The sequence below is a fragment of the Stenotrophomonas geniculata genome (assembly GCF_034508895.1).
GTDB lineage: Bacteria > Pseudomonadota > Gammaproteobacteria > Xanthomonadales > Xanthomonadaceae > Stenotrophomonas > Stenotrophomonas geniculata.
This window is the reverse complement of sequence record NZ_CP140571.1, coordinates 1,541,730-1,557,500: the sequence shown is the minus strand read 5'-3', so window position 1 is coordinate 1,557,500 and position 15,771 is coordinate 1,541,730. Positions and strand designations below refer to the sequence as shown.

Sequence of the window (15,771 nt, the reverse complement as noted above, 5' to 3'; positions counted from 1 at the left end):
CTAGCCCTTAAGCTGATTTGGTTCTAGGAAAACGCTCTGGAAAGAGCGGCCATAGAAGGTGATAGCCCTGTATCTGAAAGGGCCATTTCAGTGAAGACGAGTAGGGCGGGGCACGTGAAACCCTGTCTGAACATGGGGGGACCATCCTCCAAGGCTAAATACTACTGACCGACCGATAGTGAACCAGTACCGTGAGGGAAAGGCGAAAAGAACCCCGGAGAGGGGAGTGAAATAGAACCTGAAACCGTGTGCGTACAAGCAGTAGGAGCTCCGCAAGGAGTGACTGCGTACCTTTTGTATAATGGGTCAGCGACTTACTGTTCGTGGCAAGCTTAACCGTATAGGGGAGGCGAAGGGAAACCGAGTCTGATAAGGGCGCATAGTCGCGGGCAGTAGACCCGAAACCGGGTGATCTAGTCATGCCCAGGGTGAAGGTGCGGTAACACGCACTGGAGGCCCGAACCCACTCCCGTTGCAAAGGTAGGGGATGAGGTGTGATTAGGAGTGAAAAGCTAATCGAACCCGGAGATAGCTGGTTCTCCTCGAAAGCTATTTAGGTAGCGCCTCATATGTATCCTCTCGGGGGTAGAGCACTGTTATGGCTAGGGGGTCATCGCGACTTACCAAACCATTGCAAACTCCGAATACCGAGACGGACTGTATGGGAGACACACGGCGGGTGCTAACGTCCGTCGTGAAAAGGGAAACAACCCAGACCCACAGCTAAGGTCCCAAATTTTGTGCTAAGTGGAAAACCATGTGGAAAGGCACAGACAGCCAGGAGGTTGGCTTAGAAGCAGCCACCCTTTAAAGAAAGCGTAATAGCTCACTGGTCGAGTCGGTCTGCGGGGAAGATTTAACGGGGCTAAGCACAGAACCGAAGCTTGGGGTGCATAACTTTGTTATGCGCGGTAGAGGAGCGTTCCGTAAGCCGTTGAAGGTGGATTGAGAAGTCTGCTGGAGGTATCGGAAGTGCGAATGCTGACATGAGTAACGATAATGCGGGTGAAAAACCCGCACGCCGAAAGCCCAAGGTTTCCTTGCGCAACGTTAATCGGCGCAGGGTGAGTCGGCCCCTAAGGCGAGGACGAAAGTCGTAGTCGATGGGAAGCAGGTTAATATTCCTGCACCTCGCGTAAGTGCGATGGAGGGACGGAGAAGGTTAGGTGTACCAGGCGTTGGTTGTCCTGGGGAAAGGCGGTAGGTTTGGATCTTTGGCAAATCCGGGATCCTCTAAGACCGAGCACCGAGACGAGCCTTTATGGCGAAGTCACTGATACCACGCTTCCAGGAAAAGCTCCTAAGCTTCAGCTTACGCAGACCGTACCGTAAACCGACACAGGTGGGTAGGATGAGAATTCTCAGGCGCTTGAGAGAACTCGGGTGAAGGAACTAGGCAACATGGCACCGTAACTTCGGGAGAAGGTGCACCCTTTTTGGTGGCTCATGCGAGCTATAGCTGAAGAGGGTCGCAGTAACCAGGCCGCTGCGACTGTTTATCAAAAACACAGCACTCTGCAAACACGAAAGTGGACGTATAGGGTGTGACGCCTGCCCGGTGCTGGAAGGTTAATTGATGGGGTCAGCCGCAAGGCGAAGCTCTTGATCGAAGCCCCAGTAAACGGCGGCCGTAACTATAACGGTCCTAAGGTAGCGAAATTCCTTGTCGGGTAAGTTCCGACCTGCACGAATGGCGTAACGACAGCGGCGCTGTCTCCACCCGAGACTCAGTGAAATTGAAATCGCTGTGAAGATGCAGCGTTCCCGTGGCAAGACGGAAAGACCCCGTGAACCTTTACTATAGCTTTACACTGAACGTTGAGTTCGTCTGTGTAGGATAGGTGGGAGGCTATGAAACCATGGCGCTAGCTGTGGCGGAGCCATCCTTGAAATACCACCCTGTCGTGCTTGACGTTCTAACCTGGGCCCATTATCTGGGTCGGGGACCGTGTATGGTGGGTAGTTTGACTGGGGCGGTCTCCTCCTAAAGAGTAACGGAGGAGCTCGAAGGTACGCTCAGCGCGGTCGGACATCGCGCACTGTGTGCAAAGGCATAAGCGTGCTTGACTGCAAGATCGACGGATCAAGCAGGTAGGAAACTAGGACTTAGTGATCCGGTGGTTCTGTATGGAAGGGCCATCGCTCAACGGATAAAAGGTACTCCGGGGATAACAGGCTGATACCGCCCAAGAGTTCATATCGACGGCGGTGTTTGGCACCTCGATGTCGGCTCATCACATCCTGGGGCTGTAGTCGGTCCCAAGGGTATGGCTGTTCGCCATTTAAAGTGGTACGCGAGCTGGGTTCAGAACGTCGTGAGACAGTTCGGTCCCTATCTGCCATGGGCGTTGGAGATTTGAGAGGGGCTGCTCCTAGTACGAGAGGACCGGAGTGGACGAACCTCTGGTGTTCCGGTTGTCACGCCAGTGGCATTGCCGGGTAGCTATGTTCGGAAGCGATAACCGCTGAAAGCATCTAAGCGGGAAGCGCGCCTCAAGATGAGATCTCCCGGGGCACAAGCCCCCTGAAGGAACCATGTAGACTACGTGGTTGATAGGTCAGGTGTGTAAGTACAGCAATGTATTGAGCTAACTGATACTAATGATCCGAGAGGCTTGACCATATAACCTCAAGTTGCCTTGGCTTTACGACAACGTCGTAAGAGCATCCAGGTGCACGCTACGTCACAAGAACTACGAGAGGCAGGCGCCTTATCCAGCTGTATCGGATGGCGACGCTCCAACCGCCTCCCTGGTGAAATTAGCGCTGTGGAACCACCCGATCCCATCCCGAACTCGGAAGTGAAACGCAGCTGCGCCGATGGTAGTGTGGCTCAAGCCATGCGAGAGTAGGTCATCGCCAGGGTTTACACCCAAAACCCCGCTGCTTGCGCAGCGGGGTTTTTCTTATTAAGTGAAGGCATTGCTTTTCTGGATACCTTCCGCCCCAAGGGCAAGATCGCGAAGCTGGCGCTGCAAGCGCTGCTGCAACCGTCTCCCTGGTGAAATTAGCGCTGTGGAACCACCCGATCCCATCCCGAACTCGGAAGTGAAACGCAGCTGCGCCGATGGTAGTGTGGCTCAAGCCATGCGAGAGTAGGTCATCGCCAGGGTTTACACCCAAAACCCCGCTGCTCACGCAGCGGGGTTTTTCTTTGACCGCCGCGAGCGGCGGCGCCAACCACGGTTGGCGACTACCGATGGCAGAGGGATCAGCGGTAGATCCACGCCATGCGTGGATGCTCCCCGCAAGGAACCAAGGCGCCAACCCAGGTTGGCCGCTACACACAGCAGGCCAGGGTTGGCACCCACCAATGGCGGAGCGCACAAAAAAACGGCGCCCCGTGGGGCGCCGCTCTGCTCTCAACGATGTTCAGTCGAGCATGGCCCGACTTACTTGGCCGGGGCCTTGTCCTTCATCATCGCGTCGCGGGCCGCCTTGAACGGGTTGCCCTCATACCAGTTCGGCCAACGATCGCCGCCGGCCAGCTCCTTGCCGACGCCATACATCAGTTGCAGGTCTTCGACCGTACCGTCCAGCTTCCAGGTGGACGCATCGAATTCGTCCTTCGGCCCGTGGTAACGGTTGGCACCGTAGTCCGCCGCGGCCTTGCGGCCAGCGTCCACGCCACCCTCGCGCAGGTCTTCGCCGCCATCGGCGTACAGGGCCGGCACGCCGGCCTTGGCGAAGTTGAAGTGATCCGAACGGAAGTAGAAGCCGCTCTGCACCGAGGTCTCACCATGCAGCGTGCGGTCCTGGGCCGCAGCCAGCGGCTTGAGGATGTCTTCCAGCTCCGAGCTGCCGAAGCCGGTGACGGTCACGTCCTTGGCACGGCCGGCCACCGACATCGCATCGATGTTGATCACACCGGCGATCTTGTCCAGCGGGAAGGTCGGATGGGAGACGTAGTACTTCGAACCCAGCAGGCCGGACTCTTCCAGAGTCACCGCCAGGAACACCACCGAACGTTCCGGCTTCGGCTCCTGGTGGGCCATCGCTTCAGCCACCTCGAGGATGCCGGCCACGCCGGTCGCGTTGTCGACCGCACCGTTGTAGATGTTGTCGCCGGTTTCACCCTCGTGCTTGCCCAGGTGGTCCCAGTGCGCCATGTACAGCACGGCTTCGTCGGCACGCTTGCTGCCCGGCAAAACGCCCACCACGTTGCGCGACTGCTTCTGCGCGATCTGGCTCTTCAGGTCGACCGCGGCGGTGGCCTTCAGCGGCACCGGCTTGAAGCCGCGCTTGCTCGCATCCTTGTAAGCCTGCGCCAGGTCCAGGCCGGCACCGGCAAACAGCGCCTTGGCGGCGTCGGCGCTCAGCCAGCCCTGCACCGGAATGCGGGCATCCGGGTCATCCTTCGCCGGCAGGTCGTACTGCGGCCCGGCCCAGGAGTTCTTCACCACGTCCCAGCCATAGGAGGCACCGGCAGTGTCGTGCACGATCAGCGCGGCAGCGGCGCCCTTGCGCGCTGCCTCCTCGAACTTGTAGGTCCAGCGGCCGTAGTAGGTCATGCGCTTGCCGTCGAACAGCTTCGCGTCATCGACATGGAAGCCCGGGTCGTTGACGAACATCACGACCGTCTTACCCTTCCAATCCTGGCCGGCATAGTCATTCCACTTCTGCTCCGGCGCATCGACGCCGTAGCCGACGAACACCAGGTCGCTGGCATCGACCTTCACCTCGGCCTGGCCGGTACGGGTACCCACCACCATGTCGGTGCCGAACTTCAGCTCGGTGGTCTTGCCGCCCTGGGTGATCTTCAGCACGGTCGACGCGTCGGCCGTGGTCTCGGTCATCGGCACATCCTGGAACCAGCTGTCACCGTTGCCGGGCTGCAGGCCGATGCGCTGCATCTGGTCGCGGATGTAGTTGACCGTCAGTTCCTCGCCCTTGCTGCCCGGGGCGCGGCCTTCGAATTCATCCGAAGCCAGCGTCTTGACCATCTCGGCGAAGTCGCCGGCGTTGATCTCCGGCGAGAACGCATGGGTCGCCGGCTTGGCAGCGGCGGTGTCGGTGGCCGGCGCGGGCGCCGGCGTGTCTTCGCCTTTGCAGGCACTGAGCGCGGCCGCAGCGGCCAGGCACAGGAGGAGTTTGCGGGGCATCGTCGATTCCTGGAAAACAAAGGGCGGCCGTACCTCGTGTACGACCGGTAACAGCGAGTATCACCGAACCGATGGGCGCGGTGTGCTCAGTCCGCCGGAGCGGTTTCGGTGTCGAACGGGATCGGCTCGGCGCCGGTGACCGGGCCGATGCGGGCCGTGCGGTGCACGTACAGCACCACCTCGCGCTCGAACTGCAACGGGCCGTCGACCACGGCATTCGGGCCGATGATCACGCGTGGCTTGCGGCTGGCGGTCAGCGAGACGCTGAAGTTCGGCTTGCGCACGTGCACACCGCCCTTGACCTGCGAACCGATGCCCACGGTGATGTCACCGTTGACGGTTTCCACGTCGTTGCCGACGCGGCTTTCGACCAGCCCGATGCCACCGTTCACGGTTTCAACGCCGCCTTCGATCTGGCTGCCGCGATCGCTGAAGATGCTGCCGTTGACGGTGCTGACGTTGCCATGGGCGATCACGTCGCGGCCCAGGCGCACACCGCCGTTGACCGTTTCGATCTTGCCGGTGCGCGCGCGATCGGCGACCTTCACCCCGCCGTTGACGGTGTCGATGCTGCCGGTCTCGACGCCTTCGCCGACGCGGATGCCGCCGTTGACGGTGTCCAGCTTGCCGTAGCGCTGGCCGGGTTCGGCGCTGATGCTGCCGTTGACCTTGCTGATGTTCTCCTGGGCGCAGACCGGCCCGGTGGCCAGCAGTACGCCCAACAGCAGCGGAATGGAGAGAGCTTTCATGGGGACCTCGATGGATGTGCGGCTGGCAGGCCGCGTGCGGAGATGTCACCATTCCCCGGTACCCCCTGCAACTGCCTGAAGTCACTGGAAAGCCCTTGCGCAACAACGCCTTCCCATCACGCCGACATCACATCGCCGCTGCCCGCGGCGGGCGCTGCCTGCTGTTGGGGCTGGCCTTGGCACTGGCGTTGCCGTTGCCGGGTGCCGCGCAGACCACGCGCGAGACCGAGCGCAAGCTGCAGAAACTGCGCAGTGAGCTGAAGGGCGTGGCGCAGGAGCGCCGGCAGATCGAAGGCCAGCGTGGCCAGGCCTCGCAGCAGCTGCGCGAGGCAGATGAGAAGGTGGCCCGCACCGGCCGTGCGCTTGCGCAGACGGAAACCGCGCTGCGCGAGCAGGGAAGGGCCCTGGCCGAGGCCGAACAACGCCGCAGCACGCTGCAGGCCAACCTCGCCCAGCAGCATCGCGAGCTGGCCGGCCTGCTGCGTGCAGCCTACCAGCTGGGCAACCACGCACCACTGAAGCTGCTGTTGTCGCAGGACACGGTAGCCGATGCCAATCGCGCCCTGGCCTACCATCGTTACCTGCAACGCGAGCGTGCGCAGCGGATCACCACGCTGACCGCCGACCTGAAGGAACTGGAAGCGCTGCAGGCGCAGATCGCCGAGCGCAAGCAGAAGCTGCAGGGTGCACAACAGGACCAGAAGCAGCAGGCGGCGGCGCTGGAAGCCGACCGTCGCGATCGCGCCAAGACCGTGGCCTCGCTGGACGAACGCTTCAAGGACCAGCGCGAGAAGGAACAGGCGCTGGGCCAGGACGCCAAGGCGCTGGAAACACTGCTGGCCAATCTGCGCGCGGCCGCCGCCCGCGCCGAGGCCGAGCGTCGCGCGGCTGCACGCCGAGCCGCCGCCGAAAAGGCCGCTGCCGAGCGGGCCGCACGCCAGGCCGCTGCGCAGGGCCGCCCGCCGCCGCCGACCAAGGTTCCGCCGGCGGTGGCGTCGGCACCGGCGCCGAAGGTCGGTGGCCTGGGCTGGCCGTTGTCCGGCAACCTGCTGGCCCGCTATGGCGGCAAGCTGCCTGATGGCCGCACCAGCAGCGGCGTGCTGATCGGTGCACCGGCCGGCAGCACCGTCACCGCGGTGGCCGATGGCACTGTGGTGTTCTCCGACTGGATGACCGGCTACGGCATGATCCTGATCGTCGACCACGGCAACGGCTACATGAGCCTGTACGCCCACAACGACACCCTGCTCAAGGATGCCGGCGCGCGGGTCAGCCGTGGTGATGCGGTGGCCAAGGTCGGCAATTCCGGCGGCCAGGGCGTCACCGCGCTGTATTTCGAGCTGCGTCGTGGTGGGCAGCCGGTGAACCCTGACAGCTGGCTGCAGCGGCGCTGAATCCAGCGCTTCCGCGTGCAGGGCGGATTCAACGGGAATTTAGCTGTGCTTCGCGCATAATCGGTGCATGTGCCTTGGGCACCATGCCACCGTCGACAGGAGTGATCCATGCGCGCAGCCCGTACCGCCACCCTCTTGCTGGCCCTGTTGCCAGCGCTGTCCTGGGCGCAGCAGACCGCGCCCGCCCCGAGCCAGGAAACCGGCGGGCAGGCAGCGAGCAGCGAGGAGGCGGTGACCTCGAAGGTGCCGCTGGAGGACATCCGCCGCTTCGTGGCCGTCTACAACGCAGTGCGGGCCGCCTACGTCGATCCGGTCGATGACAAGAAGCTGATGCAGGCCGCGGTGCGTGGCCTGCTGCTCGATCTCGACCCGCACAGCACCTACTTCAACAAGGAAGACGCGCAGGCGTTCGACGAACAGGCCAGCGGCGCCTACGAAGGCATCGGCGTGGAGCTGCAGCAGCAGCCCGACAATGCCAGCATGAAGGTGATTTCGCCGATCGACGACACGCCGGCGGCGAAGGCCGGCATCCTCGCCGGTGACCTGATCATCGCCATCGACGGCAAGCCGATCAGCGCGATCGATGCCAGCGAACCGCTGCGCGGCCCGGCCGGCAGCAAGGTGGTGCTGACCATCGTGCGCGAAGGCAAGCCCAAACCCTTCGATGTCAGCCTCACCCGGCAGACCATCCGCGTGACAAGTGTGCGCAGCCGCCTGCTGGAACCGGGCTATGGCTACATCCGCCTGAGCACGTTCCAGGCCGACACCGGTTCGGACTTCCAGAAGCACGTGCAGCAGCTGCAGAAGCAGTCCGGTGGCCAGCTCAAGGGCCTGGTGCTGGATCTGCGCAGCAACCCGGGTGGCCTGCTGACCGCTGCCGTGCAGGTGGCCGACGACCTGCTCGACAAGGGCAACATCGTCAGCACCCGCGGCCGCATCAGCATCAGCGATGCACGCTTCGATGCGACCCCGGGCGATCTGTTGAAGGGTGCACCGGTGGTGGTGCTGGTCGATGCGGGTTCGGCCAGTGCCTCGGAAGTGCTGGCCGGCGCACTGCGCGACAACAAGCGCGCCCGCGTGGTCGGCAGCCGCACCTTCGGCAAGGGCTCGGTGCAGACCGTGCTGCCGCTGGACAACGGTGATTCGGTGAAGCTGACCACCGCGCGTTATTACACGCCCAGCGGCAAGTCGATCCAGGCCACCGGCATCGTGCCGGAGGTCGAACTGAAGCCTGCGGCGCGCCCGGAAGACGAGGCGCTGCCGGCCAGCCTGAGCGATTACAGCGAAGCGACCCTGCCGGGCCATCTGCGCGGTGACGACGAAGGCACCGAGGGCTACCACGCCGGCGCCGTACTGCCGGGCGATGGCCCGATCAACGACGCGCTGGCTGAGCTGAAGAATCCGGGTTCGGTGGCTGCACGCTTGAAGGCCGAAGCGGCGAAGGCAGATGCGGCGAAGGCCGTGAAGGCCGCAACTGCGAAGCCGGAAGCGAAGGCCGAACCGAAGCCGGAAGCAAAGCCGGAAGCGAAGCCGGAAGCGAAGCCCATTCCGGTCCCGGCCAAGCCCTGAGGGTAGCGCCGGGCTGTGCCCGTCGGACACCCTGCTCATCCAGAGAAGGCGACGCGGCCGAGGCGTCGCCCGATAGAATCGGCCCATGGACGATTCGAACCTGGCGACTACGATCAGTCAACTGCTTGGCCGTGATCAGCTGCCACCTGACCGGGCCGCCACCCTGCTGGAATCCTTGGCGGGCCGACATGGAATCGATCCGCGCTTTGTCTATTGGTGGGCAGGCAAAGCGACGTCTGATCAGACGATCCATTACGACAGCAGTGATGAAGGCCTTTCCTGTCTGGCTGAACTGCTGGCGGAAGTGAACGGCGAAATGTGCCTGGTAGCGTCAGATGAGCGCGCATTGCCGTGGCCGATCTGGACTCTGCAGGCAAGTGAACTGATTCCTTTGCTCGGCGAGTTGCCGTTCTTTGAGTACTTCGTGGTGCTGGATGACGGCGCTACGCTTCTGTTCGATACCCACCACAACACGTTGGTGGTCAGTCGCGAGTGACGCATTCGGCGTCGTCGCGGACGGAGCAGATCCATATCGATGAAGGAGTCGAGCACGCTCGACGCCACGAACGAGCGGGTGAGCGTGACGCCGGCCAGCGGCCGGCACCCCAGGGGTTCAGAAGCCGTGCCGCTTGCGCAGGCGGCGTGCGATCGCGGCGCGCACGTACACGCCGTACAGCAGGCCGAACAGGAAGCCACCGATGTGCGCCCACCAGGCCACCATGCCGAAGCTTGGGCCGATATGGGCGAACACCACCTGCAGGGCGGCCCAGACGCCGATCAGCAGGTAGGCCGGGGCGCGCACGAACTCCAGGAACAGTCCCAGCGGGATCACCACGCCCAGCCGGGCGCCCGGGAACAGGGCCAGATAGGCGCCGATCAGCGCTGACACCGCACCGCTGGCACCGATGATGATCTGGTCCGGGCTGCCCATGGTGTAGATGGCCACCAGATTGGACACCGCACCGCCGACCAGGAACAGCAGCAGCAGGCGCCACGGGCCCAGCACCCGTTCGGCGGGCAGGCCGAAGATCAGCAGGAACACCAGATTGCCCAGCAGGTGTGACCAGTCCGCGTGCAGGAACAGGGCGGTGAACAGGCGCAGCACGCTGCCGTCCTGCAGGGTCGCCCACCAGTCCAGCGGGTGGGTCAGGCCGGTGGACAGGGCGCCCCAGTCCAGCCAGAGGCTGCCCCGGGCGTCATCCGGACGCGAGATCGACCACAGGAACGCCAGCCACAGTGCCGCAAACAGCACGGGCGTGGCCCAGCGCAGGGCTGCCTTCTTGCGCGACGGGAGGGAGACGAACATGGGCACTAGCCTAGCGTGAGGGCGCTTACGGCGGGGATTGTCCTGTTCAGCTTTTGAGACGAAAAAAGCGCCTGCGCTGTTATTGTTTCATTAACAGGTCTGGGTAATACTCGCATACGGCGTCGTATGTCGGGAGGGGAATCCGGCGCGCTCCGAAGGGCCCCAAGGCCCGCCGGGCGCAGGCGCACTCAGAGCACCATCACCGCTTACCGGAGAGAGAGAACTACGATGCAAACCGCTTCCACCATTGCCCGATTGACCCTGCTGGCCGTCGGCGTTGCCGGTGCGCTGGCTGCTGCCGACGCCAATGCCGCTGCCTTCCAGCTGAAGGAAAACAGCGCCAAGGGCCTGGGCCGCGCGTTCGCCGGCTCCGGCAGCGCCGAAGGCGACGCCTCCATCATCGCCGTCAACCCGGCCGGTATGCGCCAGCTCGATGGCACCCTGGTCCAGGGCGACCTGAGCGCCATCAGCTTCAAGGCCGAGTTCAAGGGCCAGGGCCGCAATGCAGCAGGCCGTCCGCAGACCGGTGGTGACGGCGGCGACGCCGGCATGATCGCTCCGGTTCCGGCCGCGTACTTCCACATGCCGATCGGCGAGAAGGCCCACTTCGGTGTGTCGCTGACCGCACCGTTCGGCTTCAAGACCGAATACGACAACGGCTGGGTCGGTCGTTACAGCGGCCTGAAGACCGATCTGAAGGCCATCGACCTCGGCTTCGCCGCGTCGTATGACGTCAACCCGTACGTGTCCTTCGGCGCGTCGGTGTTCGTCGAACACCTGACCATCGAGCTGAGCAACGCCGTCGACTACGGCAGCATCCTGGCCGGTGCCGGCGCTCCGGGCTTCGCCCCGGGCAGCGCCGATGGCACCCTGAAGATCGAGGGTGACAACAATGCCGTGGGCTGGACCGTCGGTGGCCTGTTCTCGATCGACGAGAACACCCACATCGGCCTGAGCTACCGTTCGAAGGTCGAGCACAAGATCACCGGTGGTGATGCGACCTTCAGCGGCGCCGACCGCGCCCGTTCCCTGCTGACCAACTCGCCGCGTACCCGCGGTTGGTTCATGGACACCAGCGGCAAGGCCACGGTGACCATGCCGGCCTCGGCCACCCTGAGCGTGACCCACAAGGTCAACGACCGCTGGACCGTGATGGGCGACGTGACCCGCACCGCCTGGTCGACCGCCTTTGACAGCGTCACCGTCGACTACGCTTCGCCGCAGGCGGATTCGGTCCTGGAGTTCGGCTACCGCGACACCACCTTCGTGTCGCTGGGCGCCGACTACAAGCTGAGCGACACCGTCACCCTGCGCGGTGGTGTTGCGCTGGACCAGACCCCGACCACCGACGCCCACCGCGACGTCCGCGTGCCGGATACCAGCCGCAAGTGGCTGTCGCTGGGTGTGGGCTGGACCCCGTCGCAGAACACCGAGTGGAACTTTGGCTACACCCACCTGTTCACCAGCGATCCGAACGTGAACGTGCGTGCGACCACTGCCAACCAGGGCAACTCGCTGTCGGGCAAGTACAAGGTCCGTGGCGACGTGCTGGCTGCTTCGTTCCAGTACAAGTTCTGATCCAGGCCTCGGCCTGACGCAGTACACGGAAGGCCCCGCGCAAGCGGGGCCTTCTTTTTTTGTGGAACGCCTTGGGGCATCCACGCAGGGTGTGGATCCAGCCGATTGCCTACGCAGCGCGTGGATCCACGACAATAGCGCGATGAACCTGTCCGACCCGAACTTCCAGCTGGAGCTGGCCGCCAACATCGCCGTCGCCGGCTCGATCCTGCTGGCCGGCCGCAACAACGTGCACACCTGGTGGCTGGGCATCGTCGGCTGCGCGCTGTTCGCGGCGGTGTTCGAGCGCTCTCACCTGTATGCAGACATGGTGCTGCAGTTCTTCTTCATCGCCATCAGCGTGCTGGGCTGGTGGCAGTGGCTGCGCGGCGACCACGGTGCACCCCTGCCGATCACCTCATTGCGACCGCGTGCCTGGGCGTGGCTGGCACCACTGGCGGTGGTGGCGACCTTCGGCTACGGCTGGATGCTGACCCGCCTGACCAACGCCTACGCGCCCTACATCGATTCGGCGGTGCTGGTGCTGAGCGTGATCGCCCAGATCCTGATGATGCGGCGCAAGCTGGAGTCGTGGTGGGTGTGGCTGCTGGTGAATACCGTGGCGGTGCCGCTGTACTACAGCCGTGGCCTGCATCTGACCTCGATCCTGTACGTGGGCTTCTGGATCAACGCACTGGTGGCGTTGCGCCACTGGCGCAATCTGATTCGGGTGTAGAGCCGAGCCCATGCTCGGCTGTACCGTTCAAGCCGAGCATGGGCTCGGCTCTACAGCAAGCAATGCACAAAAAACCCCGCTTTCGCGGGGTTTCTCGTTTGCCGCATCAACCGGGCGATCAGTCGCCCAGGGTCAGCAGCGAAGCGTTGCCGCCGGCGGCGGTGGTGTTCACCGTCACCGTCTTCTCGGTGGCGAAACGCAGCAGGTAGTGCGGGCCGCCGGCCTTCGGACCGGTGCCGGACAGGCCCTGGCCGCCGAACGGCTGCACGCCGACCACCGCACCGATCTGGTTGCGGTTGACGTAGACGTTGCCGACGTGGACGCCGTTGCTGATGCGATCAACGGTTTCGTCGATGCGCGAATGCACGCCCAGGGTCAGGCCGTAGCCGGTGGCGTTGATCTGGTCGATCACCGCGTCGAGCTGGTCGCCCTTCCAGCGGATGACGTGCAGCACCGGACCGAACACTTCCTTCTGCAGCTGGCCCAGGTCCTTCAGTTCGTACGCGCGCGGTGCGAAGAAGGTGCCATTGGCGGCTTCGGCGGACAGCTCGGCGGCAGCGATCAGGCGCGCTTCGCGGTCCATGCGTTCGGCGTGGTCCTGCAGGATCTTCAGTGCATCGGCGTCGATCACCGGGCCGACGTCGGTGGACAGCAGGCCGGGGTTGCCGACCTTCAGCTCCTTCATCGCACCGGCCAGCATGGTCATCACCTTGTCGGCGATGTCGTCCTGCACGAACAGCACGCGCGCGGCCGAGCAGCGCTGGCCGGCGGAGGTGAAGGCCGAACCGATCGCGTCCTTGACCAGCTGTTCCGGCAGCGCCGAGGAATCGGCGATGAAGGCATTCTGGCCGCCGGTCTCGGCAATCAGCACACCGATGGCGGCGTCACGTGCGGCCATCGCGCGGTTGATCGCACGGGCGGTGTCGGTGGAACCGGTGAAGGCCACGCCGGCCACGCGCGGGTCGGCGGTCAGCGCGGCACCGACGGTGGCACCGTCGCCCGGCAGGAACTGCACCACCTCGGCCGGCACGCCGGCGTCGTGCAGCAGCTTCACCGCGTAGTAGCCGATCAGGTTGGTCTGCTCGGCCGGCTTGGCGATCACGCTGTTGCCAGCGGCGAGTGCAGCGGCCACCTGGCCCAGGAAGATCGCCAGCGGGAAGTTCCACGGGCTGATGCAGACGAACACGCCGCGGCCGTGCAGTTGCAGCTCGTTGGATTCACCGGTCGGGCTCGGCAGCTTCTCGGCGTGGCTGAACTGCTCGCGTGCCTGCTTGGCGTAGTAGCGCAGGAAATCCACCGCTTCGCGCACTTCGGCGATGCTGTCGGGCAGGCTCTTGCCGGCTTCCTTCACGCACAGCGCCATGAACTCCGGCATGCGCGCTTCCAGCTGGTCGGCGGCGTGCTCGAGGATGGCGGCGCGGCTGGCGGCCGGGGTGCGGTTCCAGGCCGGCTGCGCGGCCACGGCATTGGCCAGGGCCTTCTGCACGGTGGCAGCGTCGGCGGCCAGCCACTGGCCGACCACTTCGCGGGTGTCGGCCGGGTTGGTCACCGGCAGCGCGGCGCCGGCCGGGTTCGCACCCGGTACCAGCGGCGCGGCCTGCCAGGGCTTCACAGCCGCGTTGATCTGCTCGGCCAGGGCGCGCAGTTCGTTGTCGTTGGCGAGATTGGCGCCCATGGAGTTCTTCCTGTCGTGGTTCTGGCTGCGCAGCAGGTCAACCGGCAGCGGGATCTTGGGATGCGGAATCGATTCGAACGAGGACACCATCTCGACCGGATCGCGGATCAGGTCGGCGATCGGCACGCGCTCGTCGGTGATGCGGTTGACGAAGCTGGAGTTGGCGCCGTTTTCCAGCAGGCGGCGCACCAGGTACGGCAGCAGGTCTTCATGTGAACCGACCGGGGCGTACACGCGGCAGGGCAGGTTCAAGCGATCGGCCGGCACCACTTCGGCGTACAGATCGTCACCCATGCCGTGCAGCTTCTGGTGCTCGTACACGCCGCCATTGGCGATGCTGCGCACTGCGGCGATGGTGTGCGCGTTGTGCGTGGCGAACATCGGGTATATCGCGTCGGCATGGGTGAACAGGCGCTTTGCGCAGGCCAGGTAGGACACGTCGGTGTTCTGCTTGCGGGTGAACACCGGGTAGCCCGGATAGCCTTCGATCTGCGCGCGCTTGATCTCGGCATCCCAGTAGGCGCCCTTGACCAGGCGCACCTGCAGGCGGCGACCGGCGCGGCGCGCCATGTCGGCCAGGTGGTCGATCGTGTACGGGGTGCGCTTCTGGTAGGCCTGCACGACCACGCCGAAGCCATCCCAGCCGGACAGCGAGGCATCGGAGAACACCTGCTCGATGATGTCCAGCGACAGTTCCAGGCGGTCGGACTCTTCGGCGTCGACGGTGCAGCCGATGCCGTAGCTCTTGGCCAGCTGTGCCAGTTCCAGCACGCCCGGCACCAGGTCCTTCAGTACGCGCTCGCGCTTGGCGTGCTCGTAGCGCGGGTACAGCGCCGACAGCTTGATCGAGATGCCCGGGGCGTTGTTGACGTCGCCGTCCGGACGGCCGCCGCGTGCCTTGTGATCGCCGCCGATGGCGTGGATCGCACGACGGTAGTCTTCCAGGTAGCGCAGCGCGTCCTTCATGGTCAGCGCGCCTTCGCCCAGCATGTCGAACGAGTAGCGGTAGCTGGCGTTGTCACCCTTGTGCGAGCGCGCCAGCGCTTCGCTGATGGTGCGGCCCATCACGAACTGGTGGCCCATGATCTTCATCGCCTGGCGCACGGCCAGGCGCACCACCGGCTCACCCACGCGGCCGACCAGGCGCTTGAACGCGCTGGGGGCATCGGCGCGGGTGGCGTCGTTCATCTGCACCAGCTTGCCGGTCAGCATCAGGCCCCAGGTGGAGGCGTTGACCAGCACCGAGTCGCTGCCGCCCAGGTGCTTTTCCCAGTCGGCATCGGCCAGCTTGTCGCGGATCAGCTTGTCGGCGGTGTCCTGGTCCGGAATGCGCAGCAGCGCCTCGGCCACGCACATCAGCAGCACGCCTTCCTCGCTGCCCAGGTCGTACTGGCGCATGAAGGCTTCGATGGCGCCCTGGTCCTTGGCACGCACGCGCACGCGGCCGACCAGGTCGGCGGCCAGCGCCTGCACCCTGGCCTGTTCCTCGGCGGGCAGGCGGGCCTGCGCCAGCAGCTCGCGCACATGGCTGGCCTCGTCCTTCAACCAGGCATCGGTGATGGCCTGGCGGAACGGGTTGGGGGGCGCCGGCAGTTCCGGCGACAGCAGCGCGCCGGGACGCGGAGCGTCGTGGGCGGCAGGGGAGGAGGAAGGTGCGTTCATGCCGGTCCGGCCAGTGGAAAA

General features: G+C 64.5%; 9 protein-coding genes and 3 rRNA genes (1 of these 12 cut by a window edge). 8 read left to right on the top strand and 4 right to left on the bottom strand.

What is annotated here, in order from left to right:
- From RI032_RS07330 to rrf (RI032_RS07320), 3 genes are all read left to right on the top strand, one after another.
- Positions 1-2,623: ribosomal RNA gene (locus RI032_RS07330) — 23S ribosomal RNA — on the top strand (it extends 257 nt beyond the left edge of the window).
- Positions 2,624-2,750: 127 nt separating this feature from the next.
- Positions 2,751-2,865, top strand: a 5S ribosomal RNA gene (gene rrf / locus RI032_RS07325).
- 132 nt (positions 2,866-2,997) lie between these two features.
- Positions 2,998-3,112 (top strand): 5S ribosomal RNA (gene rrf / locus RI032_RS07320).
- 280 nt (positions 3,113-3,392) lie between these two features.
- Here the strand turns inward: rrf (RI032_RS07320) and RI032_RS07315 are convergent.
- Positions 3,393-5,102, bottom strand: coding sequence for a M28 family metallopeptidase (locus RI032_RS07315; protein WP_049412331.1), 1,710 nt, complete (start codon positions 5,100-5,102; stop codon positions 3,393-3,395).
- Between the two features lie 86 nt (positions 5,103-5,188).
- Positions 5,189-5,851, bottom strand: a complete 663-nt coding sequence (locus tag RI032_RS07310) for a DUF4097 family beta strand repeat-containing protein (protein WP_019338882.1) — start codon at positions 5,849-5,851, stop codon at positions 5,189-5,191.
- A gap of 95 nt (positions 5,852-5,946) precedes the next feature.
- On the opposite strand from RI032_RS07310, the gene RI032_RS07305 reads away from it, so the two are divergent.
- The 3 genes from RI032_RS07305 (at position 5,947) to RI032_RS07295 (ending at position 9,310) form a co-directional block, all read left to right on the top strand.
- Positions 5,947-7,245, top strand: a complete 1,299-nt coding sequence (locus tag RI032_RS07305) for a murein hydrolase activator EnvC family protein (protein WP_010484243.1) — start codon at positions 5,947-5,949, stop codon at positions 7,243-7,245.
- Between the two features lie 108 nt (positions 7,246-7,353).
- A complete protein-coding gene (locus RI032_RS07300) occupies positions 7,354-8,814 on the top strand; it encodes a S41 family peptidase (protein WP_322548068.1) in 1,461 nt (486 codons plus the stop codon).
- A gap of 85 nt (positions 8,815-8,899) precedes the next feature.
- Entirely contained in the window at positions 8,900-9,310 is a 411-nt protein-coding gene (locus tag RI032_RS07295; RefSeq protein WP_322548067.1) for a hypothetical protein, read from the top strand.
- A 117-nt stretch (positions 9,311-9,427) separates the two neighbouring features.
- Here the strand turns inward: RI032_RS07295 and RI032_RS07290 are convergent, their stop codons facing one another.
- The gene (locus RI032_RS07290) at positions 9,428-10,120 is read right to left on the bottom strand and encodes a rhomboid family intramembrane serine protease (protein WP_010484241.1); all 693 of its coding nucleotides are present in this window, start codon (positions 10,118-10,120) and stop codon (positions 9,428-9,430) included.
- A gap of 228 nt (positions 10,121-10,348) precedes the next feature.
- On the opposite strand from RI032_RS07290, the gene RI032_RS07285 reads away from it, so the two are divergent.
- Positions 10,349-11,698 (top strand): outer membrane protein transport protein, encoded by a 1,350-nt coding sequence (locus RI032_RS07285; protein WP_010484240.1) that lies wholly within the window; start codon positions 10,349-10,351, stop codon positions 11,696-11,698.
- A gap of 142 nt (positions 11,699-11,840) precedes the next feature.
- Positions 11,841-12,413 carry a nicotinamide riboside transporter PnuC gene (gene pnuC / locus RI032_RS07280; protein WP_322548066.1) on the top strand — a complete coding sequence of 191 codons (573 nt, stop codon included), beginning with the start codon at positions 11,841-11,843 and terminating at the stop codon, positions 12,411-12,413.
- Positions 12,414-12,531: 118 nt separating this feature from the next.
- Here pnuC and putA read toward each other — a convergent pair whose 3' ends face one another.
- The gene (gene putA / locus RI032_RS07275; protein WP_322548065.1) at positions 12,532-15,750 is read right to left on the bottom strand and encodes a bifunctional proline dehydrogenase/L-glutamate gamma-semialdehyde dehydrogenase PutA; all 3,219 of its coding nucleotides are present in this window, start codon (positions 15,748-15,750) and stop codon (positions 12,532-12,534) included.
- Positions 15,751-15,771: the final 21 nt, after the last annotated feature.